This window comes from Faecalibacterium sp. I4-1-79, assembly GCF_023347235.1.
Taxonomy (GTDB): Bacteria; Bacillota; Clostridia; order Oscillospirales; family Ruminococcaceae; genus Faecalibacterium; species Faecalibacterium tardum.
This window is the reverse complement of the sequence record NZ_CP094467.1, coordinates 2,501,534-2,527,977: the sequence shown is the minus strand read 5'-3', so window position 1 is coordinate 2,527,977 and position 26,444 is coordinate 2,501,534. Positions and strand designations below refer to the sequence as shown.

29 protein-coding genes are annotated in these 26,444 nt (G+C 59.3%); 19 read left to right on the top strand and 10 right to left on the bottom strand.

Features of this window, described 5'->3' with window-relative positions; all coding sequences use genetic code 11:
* Window positions 1–361 precede the first annotated feature (361 nt).
* Together MTP36_RS12450 and brnQ are read right to left on the bottom strand one after the other, a co-directional pair.
* Entirely contained in the window at window positions 362–772 is a 411-nt protein-coding gene (locus MTP36_RS12450) for a peptide deformylase (protein WP_249251152.1), read from the bottom strand.
* Window positions 773–785: 13 nt separating this feature from the next.
* Complete coding sequence (brnQ, locus tag MTP36_RS12445) at window positions 786–2,066, bottom strand: branched-chain amino acid transport system II carrier protein (RefSeq protein WP_442900207.1); 1,281 nt, start codon at window positions 2,064–2,066, stop codon at window positions 786–788.
* A gap of 212 nt (window positions 2,067–2,278) precedes the next feature.
* Here brnQ and MTP36_RS12440 point away from each other — a divergent pair, with 212 nt between their 5' ends.
* Both MTP36_RS12440 and MTP36_RS12435 read left to right on the top strand, forming a co-directional pair.
* Complete coding sequence (locus MTP36_RS12440) at window positions 2,279–3,049, top strand: ABC transporter permease (protein WP_249251150.1); 771 nt, start codon at window positions 2,279–2,281, stop codon at window positions 3,047–3,049.
* Window positions 3,043–3,627, top strand: coding sequence for an ABC transporter ATP-binding protein (locus tag MTP36_RS12435; protein WP_249251149.1), 585 nt, complete (start codon window positions 3,043–3,045; stop codon window positions 3,625–3,627). The genes MTP36_RS12440 and MTP36_RS12435 overlap by 7 nt, the downstream gene beginning before the upstream one ends.
* Window positions 3,628–3,758: 131 nt before the next feature.
* Here the strand turns inward: MTP36_RS12435 and MTP36_RS12430 are convergent, their stop codons facing one another.
* Complete coding sequence (locus MTP36_RS12430; protein WP_249251148.1) at window positions 3,759–4,985, bottom strand: FtsW/RodA/SpoVE family cell cycle protein; 1,227 nt, start codon at window positions 4,983–4,985, stop codon at window positions 3,759–3,761.
* 237 nt (window positions 4,986–5,222) lie between these two features.
* On the opposite strand from MTP36_RS12430, the gene MTP36_RS12425 reads away from it, so the two are divergent.
* The 5 genes from MTP36_RS12425 (at window position 5,223) to upp (ending at window position 8,907) form a co-directional block, all read left to right on the top strand.
* Complete coding sequence (locus tag MTP36_RS12425) at window positions 5,223–6,434, top strand: hypothetical protein (protein WP_249251147.1); 1,212 nt, start codon at window positions 5,223–5,225, stop codon at window positions 6,432–6,434.
* 85 nt (window positions 6,435–6,519) lie between these two features.
* Entirely contained in the window at window positions 6,520–6,945 is a 426-nt protein-coding gene (gene tsaE, locus MTP36_RS12420) for a tRNA (adenosine(37)-N6)-threonylcarbamoyltransferase complex ATPase subunit type 1 TsaE (RefSeq protein ID WP_005920389.1), read from the top strand.
* Window positions 6,942–7,652, top strand: coding sequence for a tRNA (adenosine(37)-N6)-threonylcarbamoyltransferase complex dimerization subunit type 1 TsaB (tsaB, locus tag MTP36_RS12415; protein WP_097778843.1), 711 nt, complete (start codon window positions 6,942–6,944; stop codon window positions 7,650–7,652). Before tsaE ends, tsaB begins: the two co-directional genes overlap by 4 nt.
* Before the next feature lie 41 nt (window positions 7,653–7,693).
* The gene (gene rpiB, locus MTP36_RS12410; protein ID WP_055186127.1) at window positions 7,694–8,140 is read left to right on the top strand and encodes a ribose 5-phosphate isomerase B; all 447 of its coding nucleotides are present in this window, start codon (window positions 7,694–7,696) and stop codon (window positions 8,138–8,140) included.
* A 140-nt stretch (window positions 8,141–8,280) separates the two neighbouring features.
* The gene (gene upp, locus MTP36_RS12405) at window positions 8,281–8,907 is read left to right on the top strand and encodes a uracil phosphoribosyltransferase (RefSeq protein WP_005920380.1); all 627 of its coding nucleotides are present in this window, start codon (window positions 8,281–8,283) and stop codon (window positions 8,905–8,907) included.
* Window positions 8,908–8,963: 56 nt separating this feature from the next.
* Here the strand turns inward: upp and MTP36_RS12400 are convergent, their stop codons facing one another.
* Both MTP36_RS12400 and MTP36_RS12395 read right to left on the bottom strand, forming a co-directional pair.
* Window positions 8,964–10,292 carry an MATE family efflux transporter gene (locus MTP36_RS12400; protein ID WP_249251146.1) on the bottom strand — a complete coding sequence of 443 codons (1,329 nt, stop codon included), beginning with the start codon at window positions 10,290–10,292 and terminating at the stop codon, window positions 8,964–8,966.
* Between the two features lie 37 nt (window positions 10,293–10,329).
* A complete protein-coding gene (locus MTP36_RS12395; protein ID WP_005920377.1) occupies window positions 10,330–11,241 on the bottom strand; it encodes a pyridoxal-phosphate dependent enzyme in 912 nt (303 codons plus the stop codon).
* A gap of 226 nt (window positions 11,242–11,467) precedes the next feature.
* On the opposite strand from MTP36_RS12395, the gene MTP36_RS12390 reads away from it, so the two are divergent.
* The 9 genes from MTP36_RS12390 (at window position 11,468) to uvrC (ending at window position 18,562) form a co-directional block, all read left to right on the top strand.
* Complete coding sequence (locus MTP36_RS12390) at window positions 11,468–11,851, top strand: sigma factor-like helix-turn-helix DNA-binding protein (protein ID WP_015536880.1); 384 nt, start codon at window positions 11,468–11,470, stop codon at window positions 11,849–11,851.
* 26 nt (window positions 11,852–11,877) lie between these two features.
* Window positions 11,878–13,233, top strand: coding sequence for a signal recognition particle protein (gene ffh / locus MTP36_RS12385; RefSeq protein WP_055186129.1), 1,356 nt, complete (start codon window positions 11,878–11,880; stop codon window positions 13,231–13,233).
* A gap of 69 nt (window positions 13,234–13,302) precedes the next feature.
* Window positions 13,303–13,545, top strand: coding sequence for a 30S ribosomal protein S16 (gene rpsP, locus MTP36_RS12380; RefSeq protein ID WP_022257433.1), 243 nt, complete (start codon window positions 13,303–13,305; stop codon window positions 13,543–13,545).
* A gap of 18 nt (window positions 13,546–13,563) precedes the next feature.
* The gene (locus MTP36_RS12375) at window positions 13,564–13,797 is read left to right on the top strand and encodes a KH domain-containing protein (RefSeq protein WP_005920371.1); all 234 of its coding nucleotides are present in this window, start codon (window positions 13,564–13,566) and stop codon (window positions 13,795–13,797) included.
* Window positions 13,798–14,047: 250 nt separating this feature from the next.
* Window positions 14,048–14,584 carry a ribosome maturation factor RimM gene (rimM, locus tag MTP36_RS12370; protein ID WP_005920369.1) on the top strand — a complete coding sequence of 179 codons (537 nt, stop codon included), beginning with the start codon at window positions 14,048–14,050 and terminating at the stop codon, window positions 14,582–14,584.
* 3 nt (window positions 14,585–14,587) lie between these two features.
* Window positions 14,588–15,835 carry a tRNA (guanosine(37)-N1)-methyltransferase TrmD gene (gene trmD / locus MTP36_RS12365; protein WP_249251145.1) on the top strand — a complete coding sequence of 416 codons (1,248 nt, stop codon included), beginning with the start codon at window positions 14,588–14,590 and terminating at the stop codon, window positions 15,833–15,835.
* A 282-nt stretch (window positions 15,836–16,117) separates the two neighbouring features.
* Window positions 16,118–16,381: an HPr family phosphocarrier protein gene (locus MTP36_RS12360; protein ID WP_005920365.1), complete on the top strand. Its 264-nt coding sequence runs from the start codon at window positions 16,118–16,120 to the stop codon at window positions 16,379–16,381.
* Between the two features lie 85 nt (window positions 16,382–16,466).
* Window positions 16,467–16,715: a hypothetical protein gene (locus MTP36_RS12355; protein ID WP_249251144.1), complete on the top strand. Its 249-nt coding sequence runs from the start codon at window positions 16,467–16,469 to the stop codon at window positions 16,713–16,715.
* Window positions 16,712–18,562, top strand: coding sequence for an excinuclease ABC subunit UvrC (gene uvrC / locus MTP36_RS12350; RefSeq protein WP_249251143.1), 1,851 nt, complete (start codon window positions 16,712–16,714; stop codon window positions 18,560–18,562). Before MTP36_RS12355 ends, uvrC begins: the two co-directional genes overlap by 4 nt.
* A 55-nt stretch (window positions 18,563–18,617) precedes the next feature.
* Here the strand turns inward: uvrC and MTP36_RS12345 are convergent, their stop codons facing one another.
* The 5 genes from MTP36_RS12345 to MTP36_RS12325 form a co-directional block, all read right to left on the bottom strand.
* Window positions 18,618–19,691, bottom strand: a complete 1,074-nt coding sequence (locus MTP36_RS12345) for an HAAS signaling domain-containing protein (protein ID WP_249251142.1) — start codon at window positions 19,689–19,691, stop codon at window positions 18,618–18,620.
* A gap of 3 nt (window positions 19,692–19,694) precedes the next feature.
* Complete coding sequence (locus MTP36_RS12340) at window positions 19,695–20,012, bottom strand: PadR family transcriptional regulator (protein ID WP_005920353.1); 318 nt, start codon at window positions 20,010–20,012, stop codon at window positions 19,695–19,697.
* Window positions 20,013–20,231: 219 nt separating this feature from the next.
* Window positions 20,232–21,059: a transporter substrate-binding domain-containing protein gene (locus MTP36_RS12335; protein WP_249251141.1), complete on the bottom strand. Its 828-nt coding sequence runs from the start codon at window positions 21,057–21,059 to the stop codon at window positions 20,232–20,234.
* Between the two features lie 48 nt (window positions 21,060–21,107).
* Window positions 21,108–21,908 (bottom strand): amino acid ABC transporter ATP-binding protein, encoded by an 801-nt coding sequence (locus MTP36_RS12330; RefSeq protein ID WP_330220861.1) that lies wholly within the window; start codon window positions 21,906–21,908, stop codon window positions 21,108–21,110.
* An 18-nt stretch (window positions 21,909–21,926) separates the two neighbouring features.
* Window positions 21,927–22,610: an amino acid ABC transporter permease gene (locus tag MTP36_RS12325; protein ID WP_249254434.1), complete on the bottom strand. Its 684-nt coding sequence runs from the start codon at window positions 22,608–22,610 to the stop codon at window positions 21,927–21,929.
* A gap of 260 nt (window positions 22,611–22,870) precedes the next feature.
* Between MTP36_RS12325 and MTP36_RS12320 the strand changes: the two genes are divergently transcribed.
* The 3 genes from MTP36_RS12320 (at window position 22,871) to MTP36_RS12310 (ending at window position 26,342) form a co-directional block, all read left to right on the top strand.
* Window positions 22,871–24,007 carry an NAD(P)H-dependent glycerol-3-phosphate dehydrogenase gene (locus MTP36_RS12320; protein ID WP_118658205.1) on the top strand — a complete coding sequence of 379 codons (1,137 nt, stop codon included), beginning with the start codon at window positions 22,871–22,873 and terminating at the stop codon, window positions 24,005–24,007.
* 237 nt (window positions 24,008–24,244) lie between these two features.
* Entirely contained in the window at window positions 24,245–25,042 is a 798-nt protein-coding gene (locus MTP36_RS12315) for a zinc dependent phospholipase C family protein (RefSeq protein ID WP_249251139.1), read from the top strand.
* A 43-nt stretch (window positions 25,043–25,085) separates the two neighbouring features.
* Window positions 25,086–26,342 (top strand): MFS transporter, encoded by a 1,257-nt coding sequence (locus MTP36_RS12310; RefSeq protein ID WP_249251131.1) that lies wholly within the window; start codon window positions 25,086–25,088, stop codon window positions 26,340–26,342.
* The last annotated feature ends 102 nt before the right edge of the window (window positions 26,343–26,444 follow it).

The window sequence follows — 26,444 nt, the reverse complement described above, 5'->3', positions numbered from 1 at the left end:
TTACAGCATAGCAAAGCCCCCGGGGGTCACACCCTCGGGGGCTTTGTGCGTTATAGTTGGTGAGCAAAAACGATTTGGAATGGCTTCCGCTGCGCTCTAGCCATTTTCAGCGGAAAAATTATTTTATATTCGGGATTCAGAAACGTCTGCGGGCGTTTCTGAATCCCCTTTTCACAGGAAGAGCCGTAACCGGGAGAGGCAGTTGCAATATCTTTGCGCCCCTTTCGTGAAAAAGTAACTCTGGAAAAGCCGCAGATTTTCCAGAGTTACAACTATAAAAATATTCTTTCCGCTATTTATGCGCAGAGCGAACGCGGAGCGCATTCAAAATCGTCCCACGCGGGGGAGTGTGCGATGGGATTCAGATCAAGATCCCATCGCAATGGTCGATCTCGTGTTGGATGATCTGCGCCGTCCAGCCGGTAAAGGTCTTGATGCGCGGCTTGCCGTCCATGGTCTGGTACTGCACCTTGATGCTCTGGTAGCGCTTTGTTTTCCGCACGCCTTCCAGCGAAAGACAGCCCTCCTCGGCCTCGTACAGGCCGGACTTTTTCAGGATGACCGGGTTGAACAGTACCAGATACCCGTCCTCGGCCTCCACCGCGATGATGCGCTTGAGCACACCGATCATGTTGGCTGCCATGCCCACACAGCCGTCGGCGTGGGCGGTCAGGGTGTCCAGTAAGTCCCGTGCAACGGGCGCATCCTCCGGGGTAGCAGGGGCAGACTTCTGCGCCAGAAACAACGGGTCGTGCATGATAGGCTGGATCATAGTAAAATCTCCTTTATTTTTCTGTACAGCTCAAAAGGATGCCTGCCAGCAGCCCGGCAACCGCCGGGAGCACCCAGCTAAAACCCAGTGCTGCCAGCGGCAGAGCGTTGGCAAGAGCAGAAAGTGCGCTAAGCGGCAGCGCAGCGGCAATGCTCTGCACGGCGGTACAGCCGATACACAGCGGGTAGACCCGGCGGCGCTGCTCCAGCTCGGGCACGAAGGAAAGTACGATCAGCACAATGGCCACCGGGTACAGCGCGTTGAGCACCGGGATGGACAGGCGCAGAATCTCTGCCAGCCCTAAATTGGCGATCAGCATACTGGCAGCGGCAAAAAAGGCGGCAAGGGCGGGGTAGGGGATGCGGGGCAGCAGGGTGTGGAAATACTCTCCCACACAGGCGATCAGCCCTACACAGGTGTTGAAGCAGGCCAGCATAAAGATGGCAGCAAGGAGCACCAACCCCGCCTTACCGAACAGCCGCTCGGCCAGCACGGTCAGCACCTCGGCACCGGTGGCAAGGCCGGGCACGGCAGCACCGGTCAGCGCTCCGGCGTGCCCCAGCATGGTGTAGACCACCAGCAGCAACCCGCCCGCCACAAGCCCTGCACGGATGGCACTGCGCTGCACGTCCTGCTCCCGGGCAACGCCTTGCGCCCGGATGTTCATAGCGATGACCGCGCCAAAGTTCAGCGCCGCAAGAGCGTCCATGGTCTGGTAGCCGTACAATACGCCCTGTAACACAACAGCGGAACGATACGCCTCGGTGGGCGCAGCGTACTGCGCCGCCAGCGGGTGCAGCAGACAGCCACCGAACAGGATCAGAATCAGAACCAGCAGGCAGGGGCAGAGCAGCCTGCCCAGCCAGCGGGTGAGCCTGTCCGGGTGCAGCGCTACCAGAAAGGCCGCGCTGAAGAACAGCACGGAATACCCCAGCTGCAACCCGGCGCTGCTGCCCAGCAGCGGGGTAAGCATGGCAAAGGAGGTACTTGCGGTGCGCGGAATAGCCAGACACGGCCCGATGGACAGGTAGATCAAGATCATGAACACCTGTGCGAATACCGGGTGCACCCGCCCGGCCAACTTGTCCAGACCGTCAGCCCGTGCCACCGCGATGACCCCTGCCACGGGCAGACCCACGGCACTGATAGCAAGCCCCAGAAAGGCGGGCCAGAAGTTTGTCCCTGCCTTTGCGCCAAGATCGGGCGGGAAGATCAGGTTACCCGCCCCGAAAAACATGGAAAACAACGTAAAACCGACAAGCAACAGCTTGCGGCCCTTGAGCGCTTGCGTCAATACCGTCCCCCCTCTTTCCTGCGCCGGTGCAAAGATGCACCGCATACTGTATCCAGTTTACACTGGATGTAAATTCATGTCAAGCATACGACGGTTGAATAAAAGTATATACATTGAAAGCCGACCCGCCGCGGGTGGTGCACAGGTCATTCCCCTTTGCGGGACGGTATGGTATACTATACCTTATAATAGGCAGGGGAAGAGGGCAGTTTATGAAGCAGAACAAGCAGATTTTTCGCCGTTTGCTGGCGGTGGCGTTCTGGCTGGCGGTGTGGCAGGCCGCAGCTATGGCCATCGGGCAGGAGGTGTTTTTGGTATCGCCGGTGCAGGCGCTGCGCACTTTGGTGCAACTGCTGCCAAGGGCGGATTTCTGGCAGCGGGTGGGCTTCAGCTCCGGGCGCATTTTGCTGGGCTTTGTGCTGGGCGCAGTGGTCAGCGTGGTGCTGGCGGTATGCGCTGCCCGGTGGAGCGCCGCCGATGCACTGCTGGCTCCGGTGATGCAGCTGGTCAAAGCCACGCCGGTGGCAAGCTTTATCATTCTGGCACTGGTCTGGGTGCGGGGCAGTGCCCTTTCGGTGCTCATCAGCTTTTTGATGGTGTTGCCGGTGCTGTACGGCGCGGTGCGCACCGGCATTGCCGGGGCAGACGTGCAGCTGCTGGAAATGGCGGCAGTGTTCCGTCTGCCGCCGGGTCGCCGCCTGCGTGCGGTCTGGCTGCCGGCGGTGTTGCCGGCTTTCCGGCAGGGGTGCAGTGTAGCGCTGGGCATCTGCTGGAAAAGCGGCGTGGCGGCCGAGGTCATCGGCCTGCCCAACGGCAGCATCGGCGATGCGCTGTACCGCGCCAAGATCACCCTTTCCACCGGGGAACTGTTTGCGTGGACCTTTGTCATCATTCTGCTGAGCGCAGGCTTTGAAAAGCTGTTCCTGTTTGCACTGGATAAAGCCGTTGGCGCAGTGCTGGGAGAGGAGGGGACAAAATGCTGAAGCTTCAACACCTGACAAAGCGGTTCGGCACAGCGCCGCTCTTCACCGACCTGTGCATGGAGGTGGACGCTCCTGTGGTGCTGTGGGCACCCAGCGGCTGGGGCAAGACCACCCTGCTGCGCATCCTGATGGGGCTGGAACGCCCCACCACCGGCAGTGTGGAGGGTGTGGGCCGGGTGGCAGCGGTCTTTCAGGAGGACCGTCTTTGCCCCCAGCTGAATGCGGTGCAGAACGTCACTTTGGTGCTGCCGGGGGCAGAAAGCCAGTACAAAGAGCAAATTGTAAACGAATTTCAACAGCTTGGAATGGAACTTGCCGCCTTGCAGCTGCCCGCCCGCAGACTTTCCGGCGGGCAAAAGCGGCGGGTGGCGCTGCTGCGGGCGCTGTGGGCACCCAGCGACACCCTGCTATTGGACGAGCCCTTTACCGGCATGGACCCGGACACCCTGCAGCGGGCGGCGGCGCTGCTGCGGCAGCGCTGCGCGGGCAAGCCGGTGCTGCTGGCCACCCACGATGAAAGCGCTATCCGCGCCCTTGGCTGGCCGGTGGTGGAGCTGGAAAAGCTGGGACGTTCTTGAATGCCCTCCGCTTCGCTCTGGGCATGATTTAAGGAAATTTTGTGCTTCAAATATGGCGTTTGTTTTAAAATCACCTAAAAAGCAAGGACGTGCAGCCTGCGGGCTGCACGTCCTTGCTTATAGAATATTCTTTACCCGAACAGGTTTTTGGTGTTGTGAGAGTATACAGACAGTACTAAACCGACACAGATATACAACATGAGCACCGAGCTGCCACCGGCAGAGTAGAAGGGCAGTGTGACGCCGATGACCGGCAGCACCCGCAGGTTCATGCCCACGTTCACCGCGATCTGCGCCATCAGCGCACCGCCGATACCGGCGCAGATGTAGCTGCCCAGCAGATCTTCGCTGCGGGCACCGGTGGCAAAGGTTTTGATCACCAGCGCCAGCAGAACGCCCAGCACCACGCAGCAGCCCACAAAGCCCGCCACGTTGCCGATCCAGCTGAGGATGAAGTCATTGTGGGCGTTGGGCACACTGTAATACCGGCCGGTGAATAGACCGTTGCCAAAGATGCCGCCGGAACCCAGCGCGATCTCGCCGCGCTGCTGCTGGTAGATGATGTTCTTCCATATCGTCTCGCTGGGGGCCCAGCCGGTGGTGTTTTCCGGGTCCAGCACCGCCAGAATGCGGTACCACTGGTATCCTTTGCCGATCTTATCGCTGAAAAAGGCAAAGGCCATCGCCACGGCAGTACCTGCCGCCGCAAACGCCGCAAAGATATACTTCCAGCTCAGTCCCGCCGCAAACATCATGCAGCAGCCGATGATGCCGTAGATGATGGCTGTGCCGTCATCGCCCTGCACATGGATGATGGCAATGGGCACCAGCAGATGCAGCAGCAGCTTTGCCAGCTCCTTTGGCTCGTTGATGCGGCTGCGCACATTGTTCAGGTGCATGGCAAAGGTCAGGATAAAGCTGATTTTTGCCAGCTCTGTGGGCTGAAAGGTAAAGCCGCCCAGCTTGTACCAGGAGTAGTTGTCGGTATCACCGGCGTTGTAGCCGATGGTCAGCGGGCCGATGGATACGTTGCGGATGACCAGCGTGGGCAGCACCAGACCCCACGTCAGCACAACGTGCACCGGCCACACCTTTACAAGGCTGCGGTAGTCCACGCAAGAGAGCAGCAGCGCGATCACGATGCCAATGACGGAAGCGCCCGCCTGCACCAGTGCCCGGCGGTAGTCGCCAATGCCAATGATGGCACCGGTCACCTCGTCGGTGGCAAAGCCGTTGCCCTGCTTAGCTGCCCACGAGGACAGCGCCAGCACCGCCATAACGCTGCTGAAAATGCACAGCAGCAGATAGATCTTATCGGTGCGCTTAAAATATTGTCGAATGCTATCCAAGGAAAGCACCGCCTTTCATCAGAACAGTCTGCCGGGGTGTACCTGCGTACAGGCGATAAAAACCCAACATATCGCTATTATACACAAATCCCCCTGCCAATGCAATGCGCCGGGTGTGACGGAATGGTAAAACATTGCCGGGATGCTTGACAAAGCCCCGGCGGCATCCTACAATGAACCTGTGGGCGCAGCCTTGCGCACAACAGCCCCGGCAGTGTGCCGGGGGAGAGGAACGGGAAAGAAGAAATGGAACATACAGTTTATCGCCGCCTGCTCAGTGCGGTGTGTGCCATCGCACTGGCCTTTACGGCAGTGTGTCCGGCAGTGGCCGCCGCGCCGGAGGAGACCACCGGCACCCCCCAGACCTTGACTGCCTCTGAGGTAAAGGAGATGCAGCAGACGGATGCCGCCGTCACCGCCCTGACCGACAGCGCCGCCTACGCCGGAATGTCGGAGAAAGCGCGTCAGACTGCTGCGCTGGCGCAGCTGGACGAGCTGGCGGCACAGGGGCTTATAAAAAAGGACAGCATCTATGTGGATGCGAAAAACGGCATGATAAGCTTTACTTACAGCTGCGGCGCACTGGGCGGTATTCTGCTCACCGACACCGAGAGCGAGACAGACGCCGCCCTGCCCGGGCCGGAGATGGAGGATGCGCCCGCCCTGCTCGCTGCAGAGAACGGCACCGTGGGCAATGCGGTCATCTACTATGCCTTTGATAACGGGGTGAACAGCAACCGCTACCCCTACTATTCTTATATGAAGGACTACTGGAACGGCTACGGCCTGGACACCCATCTGGACATGATGGTGACCGTCTCCGACCTGAAGCGGATGGCAGACTACGACCTTGCCATCCTAAGCGCCCACGGCGCGTATTATACCTATGAGTATGGCTGGCTGTGGAAAAAACAGGCCACTGCGCCCATCCTTCTGCTGCTGGAAAAATCGGATTTCTGGAACGACCTGCGCTACGGCATGGATCTGCTCAGCCACCGGGTCATCAAGGTGAACGGCTGCTACGCCGTCACCGGAGGCTTTTTCAGCAATGCCTACCGGGGCGGGAAGCTGAACGGCACCATCGTGCTTTCGGAGACCTGCGAGTTCTACGGACGCAGCGGCCATGTGAACACCGCCCTTTCGGATGGGCTGCTCTCCGGCGGGGCAAAGGCTGTGGCGGGCTTTGTGAACAACGTATACAGCGTGTACTCCCGCAGTATGCTGTGGGCGACCGTGAACCGCCTGATCGAGGGTGAGACCTTGCAGCAGGCCATTGATTACGGCCTTGAGGTCTACGGCGAAAACGACATCGTGTGGTATCTCAACCAGAACACCGGGCGGCATCCGCACTCGGCGGCGTCCTATCCCATCATTCAGGGCGACGGCACCGCTCGGCTCACCGCGCCCGGCATGGCAACGAACAGTGCCGTAGAGCAGCAGACCCCTGCCGCCGCCTGACCATTGCACTTTTGCACGTTTTATATTATACTTAGGGATGGCAGAGTGTCTGCCATCCCTTTTTTGAAACGATGAGGTAACCTTCATGTCAGAATATATCACCCATTCCCGCGCCGAAACGGTGGCGCTGGGCAAACGGATGGCCGCTGTGCTGGCCCCCGGGGCATTGATCGCCTTTACCGGCGGTCTGGGCGCTGGCAAGACCGCCTTTACCGAGGGTCTTGCCGAGGGTCTGGGCTGCACCGACCCAGTGTCCAGCCCCACCTTTGCCATCGTGAACTACTACCGGGGCCCGCGCCCGCTGGCGCACTTTGACCTGTACCGCATTTCTACCGAGAATGATCTGTGCGCGGCAGGCTTCTACGATTATCTGGATCAGGGCGCTGTGGTGGCGGCAGAGTGGAGCGAAAACTTTGCCGACCTGCTGGCACTGGAAAACCCCATCCGGGTGAACATCGAACGTCTGGACGATACCACCCGCAAGATTACCATTGAGGGGGTGACGGTATGAATATTCTGGCCGTGGATACGGCGGGCAAGACCGCAGGTGTGGCTTTGCTGCAGGACGACCGCCTGCTGTACGAGGTGTATCTGGACGGCGGCATGACCCACAGCGAAACGCTGATGCCCATGATCGACACCTGCTTAAAGCTGTGCGGGCTGACCTGCGCGGACATCGACCTGTATGCTGTCAACGCAGGCCCGGGCAGTTTTACCGGCCTGCGCATCGGGCTGGCCGCCGTCAAGGGGTTGGCCTTCCCGCGCGAGACCCTGTGCGCCCCGGTGTCTACACTGGAAGCGCTGGCTGCTGCCCACACCGGCGAGGGCACGGTGCTCTGCGCACTGGATGCCCGCCGCGCACAGGTATACAGCGCAGCGTTTGACCTTGCCACCCACGCACGCCTGCTGGACGATGACGCCCGGGCGGTTGCAGATTTGGCGGATTTTGTAGAAAATTGCAAAAAGCCCCTGTTTTTTGTTGGTGATGGCGCGGGTCTGTGCTATAATAAATACAGCGATGTGCCGGGTGTGCTGCAAACACCCCCGGCGCTGCGGGGCGGCCGTGCCGCTGCCGTAGCACTTGTGGCAAAGCAGATGGCCGCAGCCGGGCAGGCTGTGCTGCCGGAGGCGCTGCTGCCGGACTACCACCGTCTCAGTCAGGCGGAGCGGGAGCGGGCAGAGCGTCTGGCTGCCGAAGCCGCAGCAAACAAACAATAAAAGCGGAACTGTGACCACTCACAGGGAAAGGACGTTTTTTCATGGCAAAACCCATTGCACTTGCCGCCGACCACGGCGGATTTGAACTGAAAGAGGCTGTCAAGTCACATCTGGAGGAGCTTGGTCTGGAGTATATCGACTTTGGCACCCACAGCACCGACAGCGTGGACTACCCCGATATGGCTGTACCCGCCTGTGACGCAGTGGTGAGCGGCCAGTGTGAGAAGGCACTGCTGTTCTGCGGCACCGGTGTGGGCATCAGCATGGCAGCCAACAAGATCAAGGGCATCCGCGCCTGCTGCTGCTCCGACAGCTTCAGCTGCGAGTATACCCGCCGCCACAACGACGCCAACGCCCTGTGCATGGGCGGTCGTGTAGTGGGCGCAGGCCTTGCCTGCCAGCTGGTGGATATCTTCCTGAACACTGAGTTTGAGGGCGGCCGTCATCAGCGCCGCATCGACAAGCTGACCGCACTGGAAAACCGCTGATTGGAATTTTTGTAATTTCACAGAGAAGCTTGCACTGCAAGCTTCTCTGTGAAAAAATCCTTTTGTGCGCCCACCGGGCGGGCAAGGCCACAGATCAGTACCCGATAGAATGTTCTATATAAATTAAGGAGCGTGTTTTTATGACCCCGATGATCGTTGAACATCCGCTGCTGCAGCACAAGATCAGCCTGCTGCGCAACAAACAGACCGGCACCAAGGAGTTCCGCGACCTTGTTGGCGAGATCGCAACCCTGCTGTGCTACGAGGCGACCCGCGATCTGCCGCTGGAAGAGGTGGAGATCGAAACTCCCATCACCATGGCAAAGACCAAGGTGCTGGCAGGCCGCAAGCTGGCTCTGGTGCCCATCCTGCGCGCAGGCATGGGTATGCTGGACGGCATGCTGACCCTGCTGCCCGCTGCCAAGGTGGGCTTCATCGGTCTGTACCGCGACGAAAAGACCCTGCAGCCTGTGGAGTACTTCTGCAAGCTGCCGCAGGATATCGCTGAGCGCGACGTTCTGGTGCTGGACCCCATGCTGGCTACCGGCGGCAGCGCCATCGACGCCATCACCCAGATCAAGAAGCACGGCGCAAAGCGCATCAAGTTCATCGGTCTGCTGGGCGCACCCGAAGGCATCAAGGCTCTGCACGAGGCACACCCCGATGTGGACATCTATCTGGGCGCACAGGACGACCGCCTGAACGAGAATGGCTACATCGTGCCCGGTCTGGGCGATGCAGGCGACCGTATCTACGGCACCAAGTAAAACATATCTATAAAAAACAATGCCGGAGCGTTGATGCTCCGGCATTGTTTTTTATCTTACATCTCGCTGCTGCGCAGAAAACGTACCAGCAGGGGCAGCTCGTACAGCAGCATCAGCAGCCAGCCTACCGCGTAGCTGAAGGGCAGGGCTTCGATGTCCATCTTCAGCACCAGCACAAACAGGGCGGCAGCAGCCACACGGCCGCCCATGTTCAGCATACTGCTGTTCAGGGTGACCTTCAAATCGCCCATACCCCGGAAAAAGCCCTGAATGCCGTTGGTGGCGGCGGGCATCAGATAAAACAGCGAGATGGTGCGCAAGAAACGCACGCCCAAGTCCACCACAGCGGGGTCGGTGGCAAACAGCCGGATAATGGGCTGGGCAAACAGCAGACAGATGGCCGTAAGCAGAATGCCATAGGCAAACTCGATACGCATCCCGCAGTGGTAGCCCTGCCGTACCCGGTCGGCCTTGCCCGCGCCCCGGTTCTGCGCCATCAGGGTGGTCATGGCGTGGCCGATGTTCTGCTGCGGGGTGTAGGCGAAGTCATCAATGCGGGAGGCGGCGGTAAAAGCCGCCATGGCGTTGACGCCCATGGTGTTCACGATGGCTTGCACCGCAATTTTGCCCAGCTGCACCGTGGCCTGCTGCATGGCACTGGCCCAGCCGTAGCTCACGGTCTTGCGCAGCAGCTTGCCGTCATACACCAGCCACCGTCTGCCCAGCTGTAAAACCGGAACCTTATAGCGGATGTACACCACGCAAAGCAGGCAGCAGGCGGCCTCGCTGAGCACGGTGGAAAGGGCGCAGCCCTCGCTGCCCCAGCCCAGTGCCTCCACAAAAAACAGGTCGCCGCCAATGTTCAGCACCGCACTGATCATCAAAAAATACAGCGCGCTCTTGCTGTCGCCCAGCGCACGCATGGTGGCGGCAAGAAAATTATAGAAGAAGGTGAAAATCAGCCCCGCAAACACGATACGCAGGTAGTTCACCGCAATGGGCAGAATAGCCGCAGGCACCTGCAGCAGCCGCAGCAGCGGGTCTGCCAGCAGCACGCACAGGGCAGAGAAGGTCAAAGAGAACGCCGTGCCTGCAATGGCGGTGGTGGAGACCTGCCGCTCTACCAGCTGGGTATCTCCCGCGCCAAAGGCGGTGCTGACCAGAATGCCCGCGCCCAGACACATCCCGTTGATGAACAGGATGGCAAGGGTCATCAGCGGGTTCGAGGTGCCCACGGCAGCCAGCGCATCCTCGCCTACAAACTTGCCCACGATGATACTGTCGGCGGCGTTGTAGGTAAGCTGGAACAGGTTACCCAGCACCAGCGGAATGGTAAATTTGATCAGCAACGGCGTAATAGCACCGCTGGTCATGTCCTTGGTCATGAAAAACGTCCTCTTTCCTATTGATAGAAGCAGCCGCTTACACGATGCTGGCGCGCCCGCTGAAGATCGCCAGCGCGGCACGACTGTTGCAGTTGGCCAGCAGCTGGGCGGCGGCGTGCAGGGCAGCACCGGCGCTGACCGAAGCGGGGATGGCATCGGTGCGCAGCACCTGCTGGGCGGCACGCTGGGCGTCCCGGCTGGCCACGGCAGAAACGTTATCCACCACATAGCTGTTGTAGTTTTCCGGCACGATGCCGTAGCCGATATCCGGGATGCCGTGGGGGCCGGTAAGCCCGCCGCCCAGCACCTGATTTTCATACGGCTCCACCGCCACGATGCGCACATCGTTCGTCCATGCCTTGATAGTCTCTCCTACGCCGGTCACCGTGCCGGCGCTGCCCACCCCGATGGTAATGGCGTCCACAAGGCTCTGGTTCTGCCGGGCAATGCTTTGCACAATGGCGGGGCCGGTGACCCGGCGGTGATACTCCGGGTTGTCATCGTTGGCAAGCCAGTTCATATAGTACCAGCCGTTTGCGGCGGCGGTCTGCGCCGCCAGCGCCCGCGCCCCGGCCAGACCGCTGCGGGCAGGGCTGTGCCGGATCTGTGCACCCAGCCGCAGCAGGTACTCCTGCCGCAGGGCAGGGGCGTCCTCCGGCATCACCAGCACGATGGGGTGCCCGGCGGTCAGGCTGGCCAGCGTAAGGGCGGTGGCAAAGGGGCCGGAGGCTGCCTCAATGATGGGCTGCCCCGGGGCAAGCTGCTTTTTTTCAATGGCAAGGGCAAGCATCCCCTCGGCAAGGCCGTCCCGGGCGGTGCCGGTGGGGCCGTTAAAATCCAGATACGCGTACAGATGCCCCTTCAGCCCGCAGGCGGCGGCGTAGCCCCGCAGCTCCACAATGGGGCAGGCAGTGGTAAGGGTCTGGTAAAAATTAGAGTAGATCGGCACAAGGACACTCCTTTCTCTTGGGATACAACACTATTATCCTAACGCAAAGCCCCTGGCTGCGTCAAGATGCCTTTTGGCAAAAACAGCGAATTTCGGGCAGATATTTCAGAAAAAACTCCAAAATCCCCTTGACAAGGGGCAGGGGTTCTGGTATACTCCATCCGTAAAGCAAAAAAACTTTACAACACAGCAAGCACAGACAGCAGAGCACCGGGGGTCAACAGCAATGGCAAAAGATCTGGAAATGGGGTATCTGCTGGATTTTTATGGCGAGGTGCTTACCCAGAAGCAGCGCGAGATGCTGCGCCAGTATTACAACGATGACCTTTCGCTGAGCGAGATCGGCGAAAACTTCGGCATCACCCGGCAGGGCGCACGGGACGCCATCAAGCACGGCGAGACCACCCTGAAGGAACTGGAAGAAAAGGTAGGTTTTGCAGCCCGCTACCGGCGGGTGCAGCAGAAGCTGGAACAGCTGGAACAGCTTGTCATCGACACCCGTTTCGAGTGCACCGGCCCCCGCGCTAATATCACCACCACGGAATATGTGGAAACGCTGACAAAAATGCTGGAGATCATCCGCTCGATGGATGAAGCGAACGAAAGCTGATCGAATTTTGAAAGGAGCACCGCACAATGGCATTTGAATCCCTGACCGACCGCCTTGCCGGTGTATTCAAAAAGCTGCGCGGTCACGGTAAACTGACCGAGGCAGATATCAAAGCCGCCATGCGCGAGGTGCGGATGGCTTTGCTGGAAGCCGATGTCAACTACAAGGTTGCAAAGGACTTCTGCGCAAAGGTGTCCGAGCGCGCCATGGGACAGGAGGTCATGGAGAGCCTGACCCCCGCCCAGCAGGTGGTCAAGATCGTCAATGAGGAGCTGGTAGCCCTCATGGGCGGCAGTGAAGCCGCCCGCCTGAACATCAAGAACAAGGGCCAGACGGTCATCATGCTCTGCGGCTTGCAGGGCAACGGTAAAACCACCCACGCGGCAAAGCTTGCCAAGTTCTATCTCAAGCAGGGCCGCCGCCCCATGCTGGTGGCTTGCGATATCTACCGCCCTGCGGCTATCGACCAGCTGCAGGTGGTGGGCAAGCAGGCCGGTGCACCGGTGTTCACCCTGCCCGGCGCAAAGCCGCCGGAGATCGCCCGCAAGGCACTGGCACACGCCAGAGACTACGGCAACGATATCGTCATTCTGGATACGGCAGGCCGTCTGCAGATCGACGAAGTGCTGATGCAGGAGCTGGTGGACATCAAGGCCGCCGTTCCCGTGGACGAGACGTTGCTGGTGGTGGACGCCATGGCCGGTCAGGATGCCGTCAATGTGGCTAAGACCTTCAACGAGACGGTGGGCGTGGATGGCATCATCCTCACCAAGACCGACGGCGATACCCGCGGCGGTGCAGCGCTTTCTGTGCTGGCCGTTACCGGCAAGCCCATCAAGTTTCAGGGCACCGGCGAAAAGCTGGATGATCTGGATGTGTTCCACCCGGACCGCATGGCAAGCCGCATCCTTGGCATGGGCGATGTGCTCAGCCTGATCGAGCGCGCACAGGATGCCGCTGACGAAAAGGCTGCCGAGGAGACCGCCAAGCGGCTGATGGAAAATAAGTTCGATATGAACGATATGCTGGAGCAGTTCGCCCAGATCCGCAAGATGGGCGGTGCAGGCGCAATGCTGAGTATGCTGCCCGGCGCTTCCGGTATTGACGCCAGCCAGATCGACGAAAAAGCCTTTGACCGCATCGAGGCCATGATCTATTCCATGACCAAAGAGGAGCGGGAAAAGCCCTCCATCATCAACCCCAAGCGCAAGCGCCGTATTGCCGCAGGCAGCGGTACCCGCGTGGAGGACGTGAACAAGCTGCTCAAGCAGTACGAGATGATGCAGAAGATGATGAAGCAGTTCAAGAAGAGCCCCAAGGGCTTTGCCCGCCGTCTGGGCGGCATGATGGGCAACCCCAACGCCTTCCGCGGACTGAAATAACAACGGTATACAACCCCGGCGGGGTTTGTAACATATATCAAAAACAACAATTTTTGGAGGATATCTATTATGGCAGTTAAGATTCGTCTGCGCCGCGTTGGCGCCAAGAAAGCTCCCTTCTACCGTGTTGTCGTTGCTGACAGCCGCTTCCCCCGCGATGGCCGCTTCATCGAGGAGATCGGCACTTACGATCCCAACAAGGAGCCCTCTGAGGTGAAGATCGACGCCGAGAAGGCAAAGCAGTGGATCGCTAACGGCGCTCAGCCCACTGATACCGTTCGTGTCCTGCTGAAGAAGTCCAACATTCTGTAAGTAGGGGAGGGCTGACTCATGCAGGAGCTGTTGCTGGCAGTTGCCCGCGGTCTCGTGGAGGACAAGGACGCCGTCAAGGTCACGGTGGACGAGCCCCGCGAGGACGGTACCATCGTCTACCACCTGAGCGTGGCAGAGGGAGATATGGGCCGTGTCATCGGCAAGCAGGGCCGGATCGCAAAAGCCATTCGTGTGGTGATGCGCGCGGCTGCTGTGCGGGTCGATGAAAAGGTCCTTGTTGAGATCGACTGAGCACCCTACTGGCCCTTTGCCCTTGCGGCAAGGGGCCTTTTTGCTATTAACAGGCTCGCCCTCTCCGGCATTGCTTGCGCAATGCCACACTCCCCCTTTTGTCGCTGTGCGACATCTTCCCCCGGAACGGGGGAAGTCTTTCCTCAAAGGGAGAAGCAAGAGCCTGACCGCAACATTCTTGGCTCTCCCTCTGGGAGAGCTGTCACCGCAGGTGACTGAGAGGGCGAGGATGCTACACAGGAGCGAATTTATGCAGCAATATCTGGAAGCCGGAAAAGTTGTTACCACCCACGGTGTGCGCGGGGAAATGAAGCTGGAGCTTTGGTGCGACGGGGTGGATTTTTTAAAAAAAGTGGGTCGCCTGTACCCGTCGGCACAGGGCGGCAAAGCCTATAAGATCCTTTCCATCCGTCCGCAGGGGCAGATGGCGCTGCTCCAGCTGGAGGGGGTCAGCGATATGGACGCCGCTCGGGCGCTGCGCGGGCAGGTGTTCTACTTTGACCGCAACGATGCCACCCTGCCCGCAGGCCGGTGGTATGTGGCGGACCTCATCGGGTGCGAAGTGCGGGATGCCGACACTGGCAAGGTGTACGGTGTGGTGACCAGCGTGGACCACCCGGGTGCGCAGGATATCTACACCGTCAAGGCACCCGGCGGCAAGGAGTATATGTTCCCCGGGGTGGACGCCTTCCTGAAAGAGCGCAACCCGCCGGAGGGTTATATCCTTGTCACCCCCATCCCCGGCCTGCTGGATGATGATTTTGACAGCGAGCGGGAGGAGGAGTAAGCCATGGGAATGCGTGTGGATATCGTGACCCTGTTCCCGGAGATGTGCCAGCAGGTGCTGGACGCCAGCATCATCGGCCGGGCGGCAAAGCGGGGCTATATTGAGACCCACTGCCACCAGATCCGGGACTACACCATGAACAAGCAGAAGCAGACCGACGACTACCCCTACGGCGGCGGCTGCGGCATGGTGCTGTACGCCCAGCCCATCGCGGACTGCCTGCGGGCGGTGCAGCGCGAGGTGGCCCAGCAGGGACGGCCCGCCCCGCATATCGTGTTTCTGACGGCAGGCGGGCAGCGCTACACCGAGGAGCACGCAAAGCGCTTGGCACAGTACGACAACCTGACGCTGGTCTGCGGCCACTACGAGGGTATTGACGAGCGTGTCATCGAAGCTTTTGCGGACGAGGAGATCTCCATTGGTGATTATATCCTGACCGGCGGCGAGCTTGCCAGCCTTGTGGTGGCAGACAGCGTGCTGCGCCTGAAGCCCGGCGTATTGGCTGAGCAGAAGGGTTACGAGGAGGAAAGCTACTGGGACGGCCTGCTGGAATACCCCCAGTACACCCGCCCCGAGGTGTGGGAAGGCCGTGCTGTGCCCGAGGTGCTGCTGGGCGGCGACCATGCAAAAATCGATGCGTGGCGCGGCGAGCAGAGCCGCACCCGCACCCGTCTGCGCCGCCCGGAGCTGTACGAGCAGTGGTGTACGAGCCACCCCATTGCCGAAGTGCCCAAGTGGAAGCGGGGCGAGAATGTCCGGCTGGTAAAGACCGCCGAGCAGTTTGCCGCCGCCGCAAAGCTGTTTGCCGAGGGCCGGCAGGCTGTCTGCGCCGACAACTGGACGCCGGAATACTGCCGCGCTCTGACCGAGCCGCAGTTTTTGCTGCAATTGCAGCAGGAAAAGGCGGCGGGCTGGGTATGCTACCTGCACACCACCAAAGATGTGCCGGACGGCATGGTGTGTGTCAGCCATAAGGCGGGGCATATCGAGCACCTGTTCGTCACGGAAAAAGCCCGGGGCAACGGCATCGGCGCAAAGCTGCTGGACTTTGCCCGCAAAAAGCTGCCGGAGCACGCACACCCGGTACTGAGTGTGCTGAACACCAACACCCGCGCCATTGCGCTGTATACCCGCATGGGCTGGCAGCTGGACGGCAGCACCAGTCTGGAATTTGATCCGAAGCAATACCCCACCGTGACGCGCAAATGCGCACTGGTGCAGATGCGCTACGCAGGCCCTGCGCAGGAGTGAGTCGGCACCGGAAATATCGGTAAAAATACACAAAATTCAGAGGAAAACTCCCCGACAGTCTAAAAGTTGTTGAAAACTTTTGTATTACACCTCTAACCTTTGGGGTATAATTTTATTGTCTTTGTACAAAACCTGAAAAATGCTCCCTGTTTCATTGGGAAAAGCGCCAAAAATGCAAAAGGGGTCTGTACAAGTGTTTCGACTTGCGCTAAAATGAGTGTAACACAACAGGCACACCATGCTTTTGTACACCAAAACGATATTAGATAGGAGCGCTTTACTATGTACGTAAAAGAAGTTACCGTTGAAAATCAGGTTGGTCTGCACGCTCGTCCGGCTACCTTCTTTATCCAGAAGGCAAACGAGTTCAAGTCTTCCATCTGGGTCGAAAAGGAAGAACGCCGCGTGAACGCAAAGAGCCTGCTGGGCGTTCTGTCTCTGGGTATCGTTGGCGGCACCACCATCCGCATCATCGCTGACGGCGCTGATGAGCAGGCTGCCGTGGATGGCCTGATCAAGCTGGTGGAGTCCGGCTTTGCAGAGTAAGTCTGTATCACAAGCAACAGAAAGCGGCGGGGGTTCCCTGCCGCTTTTTTGATAAGCTTTTTTACGGGAAGAAGGAGGGCTTTTTATGAACGAGAAAAACAAGCAGCGAATGGAAAAGTTCGTCGCACTGTGTAATTCCGGGAAACCGTGGTATGTGTTCCTTGTTCTGTTCAGCCTGCTGCTGGCGGCAAACGCTCTGCTGGAGCTGTTCACCGAGCAGCGGGTCAAAAGCTGGGTATGGCTGCTCAATGTGGCGGGCATCGTGGGCTGCGTGGCCGATCTCTTCCACTGCAAAAACCTCCGTGCTGCCAAGGCTGAGGACGAAAACGCATGACCAAGGCCGAGCTCTATCAAAAAGCCTGTATGCTGCCGCTGCTGCCCGGGGTGTATATCATCCGGGACAAAAGCGACACCATCATCTATATCGGCAAGGCCAAGCGCCTGCGCATCCGGGTAAGCCAGTATTTCCGCGAGGGCGTGCCCCACGACAACAAGGTCAGCCAAATGATCGCCCATGCCTACGCCTTTGACGTTATCGTCTGTCAAAGTGAGTTCGAGGCGCTGGTGCTGGAAGCCAGCCAGATCAAGGCGCATACCCCCAAGTACAACATTCTGCTCAAGGATGACAAGGGTTACAGCTATATCCGCGTTACCCGGGAGGAATGGCCGCGCCTTTCCTTCACATTGCAAAAGGAGGAGGACGGGGCGGAGTATATCGGCCCCTACACCTCCAGCTTTGCGGCACGGCAGATGGCAGAAACGGCCATGGATGCCTTTTTGCTGCCGCGCTGCTCCAAGCGCTTCCCGCAGGAGATCGGCAAAGGCCGCCCCTGCCTGAACGCCCATATCGGCAAGTGTATGGCGGTGTGCAGCGGAAAGATCAGCTGCGAGACCTACAATCAGGCGGTCAAAAACGCGGTGCACCTCATCCGCTACGGCAAAAAGGATATCCTGAAAACCCTCAATGAGCGGATGCAGGAAGCCTCCGACCGGCTGGAATTTGAGACCGCCGCTCTTCTGCGGGACCAGATCAACGCCATCACCAAGCTTACGGCAGGGCAGAAGGTGGTGGTAGACCCGGACGTGGAGATGGACGTGGTGGCACTTGCCGGCACACCGGACAGCGTGTGCGCGGCGGTGCTGCGCTTCCGGGAGGGACGGCTGACCGATAAGCGGGAGTTTTTGTTCCACGATACCTCGGATATCGACGCGGTGCGGGAGGAATTTCTGCCCCGGTACTATCTGGATGATGAACAAATTCCCAAGATCATCGCGGTGGACGCACTGCCGCCGGACATGGACGCCTTGCAGCAGGCGCTGAACCAGAAGCGGGGCAGCGAGGTGCAGCTGTATGTGCCCCAGCGGGGTGATAAAGCGCATCTGGTAGAGATGGCGCACACCAACGCGGTGGAGCGTCTGGCGCGGGAGAGCGGACGCTACGCCCGGGAAGAAAAGCTGCTGGACGAGCTGGCACAGGTGCTGGGGCTTTCAAAGCCGCCCCGCGCTATTGAAAGCTACGATATCTCCAACTGGGGTGATGGCAGCAGCGTCTGCGGCATGGTCACCTTCAAGGACGGCAAGCCCTTCAAGGCGGGCTACCGCAAATTCAAAATGAAAACCGTGGCGGGCACGGACGACTACGCCTCGCTGGCGGAGACTGTTTCCCGCCGGGCGGCAGAGTACGAAAAATACGCTGCACAGGCTGAAAATGGTCAGCCAAGCGGCAACTGGTTCGGGCAGAAGCCGGATCTTTTGCTGATGGACGGCGGCAGGGGACAGGTGAGCGCCGCAAAGGAAGCGCTTGCCGGTACAGCACTGGCAGATGTGCCACTGTACGGCATGGTAAAGGATGACCACCACCGCACCCGCGCCATCGTGGACAGCGACGGGCGGGAAATTGCCATCAATATGAACCGCGGCACCTTTACCTTCATCACCGCCATCCAGGACGAGACCCACCGCTTTGCCAACGCCTACCGCAAGCAGCAGATGAAGCAGAAAAGCTACTCCTCCACCCTGACCGAGGTGCCTGGCGTAGGCCCCAAAACCGCCAAAGCCCTGCTGGCGCAGTTCAAGAGCGTGGGCGCGGTGAAGGAAGCCACACCCGACCAGCTGGAAAACACCCCCGGTGTGGGCAGGCAGCTGGCGCAGACCATCTACGAGTATTTTCATCAGGCATAAACACAAAACCGCCCCTCTTCGCTGGCGCAAAGCCATGGAAGAGAGGCGGTTTCTGTTATGCGGGGCGTTGTTCCTCAACGTTCAGATAAATCAGCCCTTTGGCGTAAAGATTCAGGATGCCGTTGGAACCGGAAGAGGTATAGCGTTTATCATATTCCTTATTGCCGATGCGTACAACGTCATCCGTGCGGGCATCGGTCGTGTAGTCGGCGGGGTCGCCATCCAGATGCAGGCGGATGCAGTAGGTTGCAGCGATACTGGCGTATTCCGCAATGGAAAGGTGATCGATCGTGCATCCCCCAGCAGGAAGCTCGACCAGCAGGTCGCGGGTCACGGTCAGGTTTTCGGCACGCAGACTGCCATTGTTCAGCGCAATAGTCAGCGTTTTCAGCTGCATGGGCGCAAGGCGGACATCGCCGGTCTCCAAGCTGATGATCAGCCGGGTGAGGGCGTCTGCCGGGATGGTGACGGTGAGCATGGCTTCGGGGGCATCCTCGGCTACCTGCCAGTTTTCCGGCATTTCAAAGGTCAGGGTAGTGCGGCCATCCCCGCCGGTGGTGCGCAGAACCGGAGAATGCGGGAAGTTGTCGAACTGGAAGGTGGCGTATTTTTCTGAGGTAAGGGACGGGTCGGTGACAAAGGTCACAGAGCCGTAGTTCAGGCTGAGCTTCAGTTCCTGATTTAGCTTTTCCAGCGGGATCTGCAAGGTGCTTTCCCCAAGGTCATCGGCGGGGATGGTGAGGGGCACGGTATCGGCCGGGACAGAACTGCTGTCCGCTGCCGAGGACACAGGCTCGACCGGCTGCACCGGGGTGGCTTTGGAATGCTGGAAGAAAAAGCAGGCCAGCACCAGCACCGCCAGCCCGCCGCCCAGCACCATGCGCCAGCGGGAATGCGGCTTGCGGGCAGGGGATGCCGGGGCGGCAGAGGCGCCTTGCGGGCTTTGCTCGTCCAGAATCTTACGGGCGACCTCCTCGGGGCTGCCCAATTCCGCAATGGCGCGGGCTTCGTTCTCCGGCCCGGCGGCATCCAGATAATCTTCGTAATAACTCAAAGCGTCCTTGCGCTCGGCCTCCGGCAGGGGAGCCAGAAGCTGCTCCAGCGCAGCAAGAAATGCAGTACGGGTCATAGATCATTCCACCTCTCTGAAAAATGTGTCAATGGAAGAACGGTAGCGGCTCCACTCCTGCGCGTAGGCGGCAAGCTGCGCCCGCCCGGCAGATGTGATCTGATAATAGCGGCGGTTGCGGCCATTGAAGGGCGCATCGTAGACCGTGAGCAGCTGGTCCTTCTGTAACCGGCGCAGCACCGGGTACAAGGTGGATTCGCTCAGTTCCAGCGTGTGGGTGACCTGTTGGGTGATCTTGTAGCCGTAGGTACCTTCCGGCTCCTGCGCCACCACGGACAGCACAATGGCGTCCAGCAGCGCGGCACTGATGGGAAAACTCATGCAGGAACAGCCTCCTTTCGATATGGTGTGTTTCTATAATATTATATATCATATAATATTGCATAAGTCAATAGGAAATTTACCCTCTCAGTCTCGCTGCGCTCGCCAGCTCCCCCGAAGGGGGAGCTTTACCGCACGGACTGGCAGATAATAAAAAAGCTCCCCCTTTCGGGGGAGCTGGATGCGAACGAAGTGAGCAGACTGAGAGGGTCGAGTTTCTCAGTTTTCAGAAGAGATATCCTGTCCGAAGTACTTTTCGCTCAGGGTCTTTAAGGTGCCGTCAGCGCGCAGCTCCTCAATGGCGGTGTTCAGCGCGTCCAGATAGGCGGTGTCCTCGCTCTTGAGCACCGGGATGGCCACATGGGAGGCTTCGGCAGTCTGCGCCACCAGCTTGAAGTCTGCGTCCGGGTGGACATTCAGGTAATCGTAGAAGGAAACGTCCGCGTTCAGGGTGGCGTCAATGCGGCCTGCAGTCAGCAGCTGGATGGTCTCCTCCAGCGTGTCGATGCCCTGCACGGTAGCGCCGTAGCTCTCGGCCAGCTCCATGTAAGTAGAAGCCAGACTGTTGGCGGTGGTCTTGCCCTTCAGGTCCTCAAAGCTGGTAATGTCGGTATTGTCCTTGCGCACCGCCAGCGCAGTGTGGATGTAGCCGTAGGGGGTGGTGAAAGCGTAGGTCTTGGCGCGCTCCTCGGTCACCTCCACGCCGTTGCACACCATGTCGTAGCGGCCTGCGTCCAGACCAGCAAACAGGCTGTCCCAGTCGCTCTCCACATACTCCGGCTCCACGCCCAGCTTTTCGGCAATGGCGCGGGATACCTCCACGTCATAGCCCACCAGCGTGTCGGAAGCATCGTGGTAACTCCACGGCTGCCATGCGCCTTCCAGTGCCACCACCAGCTTGCCGCTCTTCTGGATGCTGTCCAGCTTATTCAGCGTTGCGGAACTGGCAGTACTGGCGGCGGTGTCCTTGGAAGAGCAGCCGGTCATGGATAGCACCCCGGCTGCGGCCATCACGCCCATCAGAGAAATAAAGGTTCTGCGTTTCATAAGTAAATATTCCTTTCTGTCGTGAAAAATGCAAAAAGAGAAGTGGTTTTATTCCGTATGGGCGATCCTGCGCAGGAAAGCCCGGGTGCGCTCCTCCTTGGGGGATGCAAAGAACTGCTGAGAGGGAGCCTGCTCCACCACCACGCCGTTTTCCATAAACACGGTCTTGGAGGAAACGTTGCGGGCAAAGCCCATCTCGTGGGTGACCACCAGCATGGTCATGCCCTCCTCGGCCAGCTGCCGCATCACGCTGAGCACCTCGCCGGTCAGCTCCGGGTCAAGGGCGCTGGTGGGCTCGTCAAAATAGATGATCTCCGGGTCGGCGGCAAGGGCGCGGGCAATCGCCACCCGCTGCTGCTGCCCGCCGGAAAGCTGGCGGGGGTAGTAGTCGGCGCGGTCTGCAAGACCTACCTTGGCAAGCATCTTCATGCCGATCTCATCCGCCTGCTCCTTGGGCAGCTTCCGCGCCACGATGAGTCCCTCGGTCACATTCTGCAGGGCAGTCTTGTTGCGGAACAGGTTGTAGTTCTGGAACACAAAGGCGGTCTTTTTGCGCAGCCGGGCAATGTCGGTGCGACTGGCATGGGCAAGGTCGAAACTTTCGCCGTCAAACACCAGCTGCCCGGCATCGGCAGTTTCCAAAAAGTTTAAACACCGCAGCAGGGTGGTCTTGCCGGAGCCGGACGGCCCCAGAATGGCCACTACATCGCCTTTTTCCACGGTCAGGTCTACCCCGCGCAGCACGGGCAGCTCACTGATGACCTTCCGTGCACCGGGGCGGTGAAAAAGGCCGGGTTTTGTGTAGGTGCGGAAGGTTTTTTGCACATTGCGAATCTCTAACATAGCCATAGGTGCGCACCTCCCTTTTTACTGAAAGCCGCGGGCGTTGAGCTGACGTTCCAGCAGCGCCTGCAGCTTGGTGATGACGGTACAGAACAGCAGATACACCACAGCCACCTCGCAGTAGATGGGCAGGAAGATGTAGGTGCGGGCGGCTACCCGCTGCCCAGCCATGAACAGCTCTGCCACCGTGATATTGGACGCCAGCGAGGTGTCCTTGATCATGCCGATGAGGGAGTTGGACAGCGCAGGCACGGCGGTGCGCAGTGCCTGCGGCAGCACGATGCGGCGCATGATCTGCCACCAGCTCATGCCCACACAGTACCCGGCCTCCAGCTGCCCCTGCGGCACGCTTTCCAGCGCACCGCGCATGGTCTCGGCGCAGTAAGCACCCTCGTTGAAGGCAAAGGCGATGACTGCCGCCGGAAAGGCGTTCAGCATGATGCCCAGGCTAGGCAGACCGTAAAAGATGATGAACAGCTGCACCAGCAGCGGCGTGCCGCGGATGACCCAGATGTAGAACCGGGCGATCTGCCGCAGCACCGGCACATTGGCGTACTGCACCAGCGCCACCGCCACCGCGATGATCATGGCAAAAAAGAAGGAGAGAAGGGTCAGCGGAATGGTCATGGTCAGGCCTGCCGTCAGGATGCGGGGCAGCGCCTCCACCAGCACGCCGACCGTGCGGTTGGATAAAAGTGCTTCAAACATCATTTTTTCCTCAAAATAAAAATACGCAGACCGGCAAAGCTTTTGCCGACCAAAGCAGTATATACCTTAAAGTAGGGTCAAAGTCAAGAGACTGAATCACCAATCCCTACAAAACCTACCAGAATACTATAATAGCATGAAATGCCCCGCAGCGCAAACGGTTTGCACAAAACGTGTGATGTGCCCGAAAAATTGCATAAACTTGTTAAATATTTGTGCAATGCGGCAGATGCTTGACGCTGTGGGTGCTTTCGTGTACAATGGTCATAGTAGTGCGCAGGCGCGGGGCAACGGCTCGGCACGGCGCAAATCCACCGGCAGGGGCTTGCCCTTGGCCCGGTGCAGACACGGAGGATACAAACGTGAAAAAGTTTAGTATTGGTGTTCTGGGTGCAGGTACCTGGGGCATGGCTCTGGCACGGATGCTGACTGTCAGCGGCAACGATGTGCAGGTGTGGTCGGCTATTGAAGCCGAGGTGGACAACCTTTCCACCACCCGGGTGCACCCCAATCTGCCGGGGATGGTCATCCCGCAGGAGCTGCGTTTTACCAAAAGCATAGAGGAAGTGTGCACCGGCAAGGACGTACTGCTGTTTGCAGTGCCGTCGGTGTTCGTGCGTGCCACGGCGGCTAAGGCGCGGCCCTATATCCGCTCCGGCCAGATCATCGTGGACGTGGCAAAGGGCATTGAGCCTGATACCTTATATACCATGACCGAGATCCTTGCCGACGAATTGAGCCACGAGAACGGCCCCCGTGCGGTGCGTCTGGTGGCGCTCAGCGGCCCCACCCACGCTGAGGAAGTAGCGCTGGATCTGCCCACCACCATCGTTTCTGCTAGCCCGGATCTGGAAGCTGCCGAGGTAGTGCAGGAGGTGTTCAGCAACACCTGTATGCGCGTGTACACCAACTCTGATATCAAGGGCGTGGAGCTGAGCGGTGCCATGAAGAACGTCATTGCGCTGGGTGTAGGCATCTCTACCGGCCTTGGCTACGGCGATAACGCCCGCGCCGCCCTGATCACCCGCGGCATTGCCGAGATCGCCCGGCTGGGCGTGGCCATGGGCTGCAATGTCCAGACCTTTGCGGGTCTGGCCGGTATCGGCGATCTGATCGTCACCGCTACCAGTATGCATAGCCGCAACAACCGCGCCGGTATCCTGATCGGCAAGGGCGAAAGCCCGGAGCAGGCCGTGAAGGAAGTCGGCATGGTAGTGGAGGGTATCAACGCCCTGCCCGCCGCTATGGAGCTGGCCGAGAAGTACCATGTGGAAATGCCCATTGCCCAGACGGTGAACGCCATCGTCAAGGAGGGCATGAGCGCCAGCGACGCGCTGCGCAACCTGATGTCCCGCGACCGCAAGAGCGAGATGCCGCAGGGCTATGAGAGCGTGTGAACCTGAATGATTAGAAAGGGACCTCCTGAAATGCCTGCGGGCATTTCAGGAAGTCCCTTTTCTGTTTGGGGGAGCGGCGGGAAGTGCAGCAAAATTATTAAAACTTTTTACAGAAAACAGACACAAAAGGGTAGAAGGTCGGCAAACTTTCTGCTATACTGGAAACGATAGAATTTTTGGTCAGTGCAGCCGGAACAGGGCGGTGAGCGCTGGCACTGCAAGAAGGAGGAATGAGAGATGCCCTCTACCTACGCACACCGCCGCTTTGGCGCAAATGTGCTGGATCATCTGCCCGCGCCGCTGCGGGAAAAGCTGGAGGCACACCGGGAGCTGTATGATATCGGTCTGCACGGGCCGGATCTGCTGTTCTATTACCATGCGGAAAAGTCCACCCCGGTCGCCGCGCTGGGCAATGCTATGCACGACGAGCCAGGCAGAACGTTCTTTGACCGGGCACGGCGGGTGGTGCACGAGGAAGCCGACCGCGAGGCTGCGCTGGCCTATGCGCTGGGTTTTGTGTGTCATTTTGCGCTGGACAGCACCTGCCACCCCTTTGTGGAGCAGTTCACCCGGGAGAGCGGTGTGACCCACTGCGAGATCGAGACCGAGTTCGACAATATGCTGATGCGCCGGGACGGCTATGACCCGCTGACCTTCTTTACCGCCAGCCATATCCATCCCAGCGCGGAAAACGCCCGGGTCATTGCGCCGTTTTACAAGGATATCTCGGAGCAGACCGCGCTGGAAGCTCTGAAGGGAATGATCCTGGTGCATAAGGTACTGCAGGCCTCGAACCCGGTCAAGCGCTGGGTGGTGCTGACCGGCATGAAGGTGCTGGGCAAATATGATGGGATGCACGGCCTTGTGGCAAACCCGCAGCCGAACCCGCAGTGCACCGAGAGCAACCGCAAGCTGGATGCGCTGTACGCCAAGGCGCTGCCACTGGCAGAGCGGCTGATTTTAGAGTATGTGGCAAAGCTGGACACGGACGAGCCGCTGGATGCCGCCTACGACCACACCTTTGGGGAGTTTTAAAAAACGCGCCGCCCGGCGGTGCAAAGAGGACAAGGGAAATACGATGAAAACTGAAAAATTCAAGGTGACACCGCTGGAGCGGGCATGGATCTTATACGATGTGGGCAACTCGGCCTTTGTGCTGATGATCGCCACGCTGGTGCCCATCTTCTTCAATGCGCTGGCCGAGGCCGGTGGCGTGAGCAAGGTGGACTATCTGGCCTACTGGGGCTACGCAAGCTCCATCGTCACGGTGGTCACCGCCATTCTGAGCCCCATTCTGGGCACGCTGGCCGACACCAAGGGCTTTAAAAAGCCCATCTTCATGCTCTGCCTTTTTGTGGGCGTCATTGGCTGCTGCGCCATGGGTCTGGCGGGCACATGGCTGGCCTTTCTGGTCATTTTTATCATTGCCAAGATCGGCTACTCCGGCAGTCTGGTGTTCTACGACTCCATGCTGGGCGATGTGACCACCCCGGAGCGGATGGACATGGTGTCCTCCCGCGGGTACGCGTGGGGTTATATCGGCAGCTGCGTGCCCTTTGTGGTCTGTCTGGCGCTGGTGCTGGGCAGCAGTGCGGTGGGGCTCAGCCAGATGACCGCGCTGTCCATCGCGCTGATCATTACCGCCGTATGGTGGCTGGTGGTCACCCTGCCGCTGCTGAAAAAGTACCGCCAGATCAACTATGTGGAGGTGGAGCAGCACGCCATCCGCCAGAGCTTTGTGCGCATCGGGCAGACCCTGAAGCATCTGCCGCAGGACAAGCAGGTGTTCTGGTTCTTGCTGGCGTTCTTCTGCTACATCGACGGCGTGTATACCATCATTGATATGGCTACCGCCTACGGCACAGCACTGGGGCTGGACACCACCGGCCTGCTGCTGGCGCTGCTGGTCACCCAGATCGTGGCTTTCCCCTCGGCACTGATCTTCGGCCGTCTGAGCCAGAAATACGCGTCCAAGACCCTCATCCCGGTGTGCATTGCAGCCTATATCGGCATTGCCGTCTTTGCCTTCTTCCTGAAGAGTCAGTGGCAGTTCTGGGTGCTGGCCGTGGTGGTGGGGATGTTCCAGGGCGGTGTGCAGGCACTGAGCCGCAGCCACTTTGCCAAGATCATCCCGCAGGAAAAATCCGGTGAATACTTCGGCCTGTTCGATATCTGCGGCAAGGGTGCATCCTTCCTTGGCACCATGATCGTCAGCGTGGGCAGCCAGCTGACCGGCAGCGCCAACGTGGGTGTGGGTTCCATTGCCATCCTGTTTGTCATCGGCTTTGTGCTGTTCAGCATTTCCACCCGGACGGAAGAAACAAAGTCTGTCTGAACTATTTTACGGCGAATCGCTTAAATTCTCTTTATAACGATACAAAGGACTGCTGCACGGCATCTGGTGCAGCAGTCCTTTTTTGATGTGAGCGCATTTCCT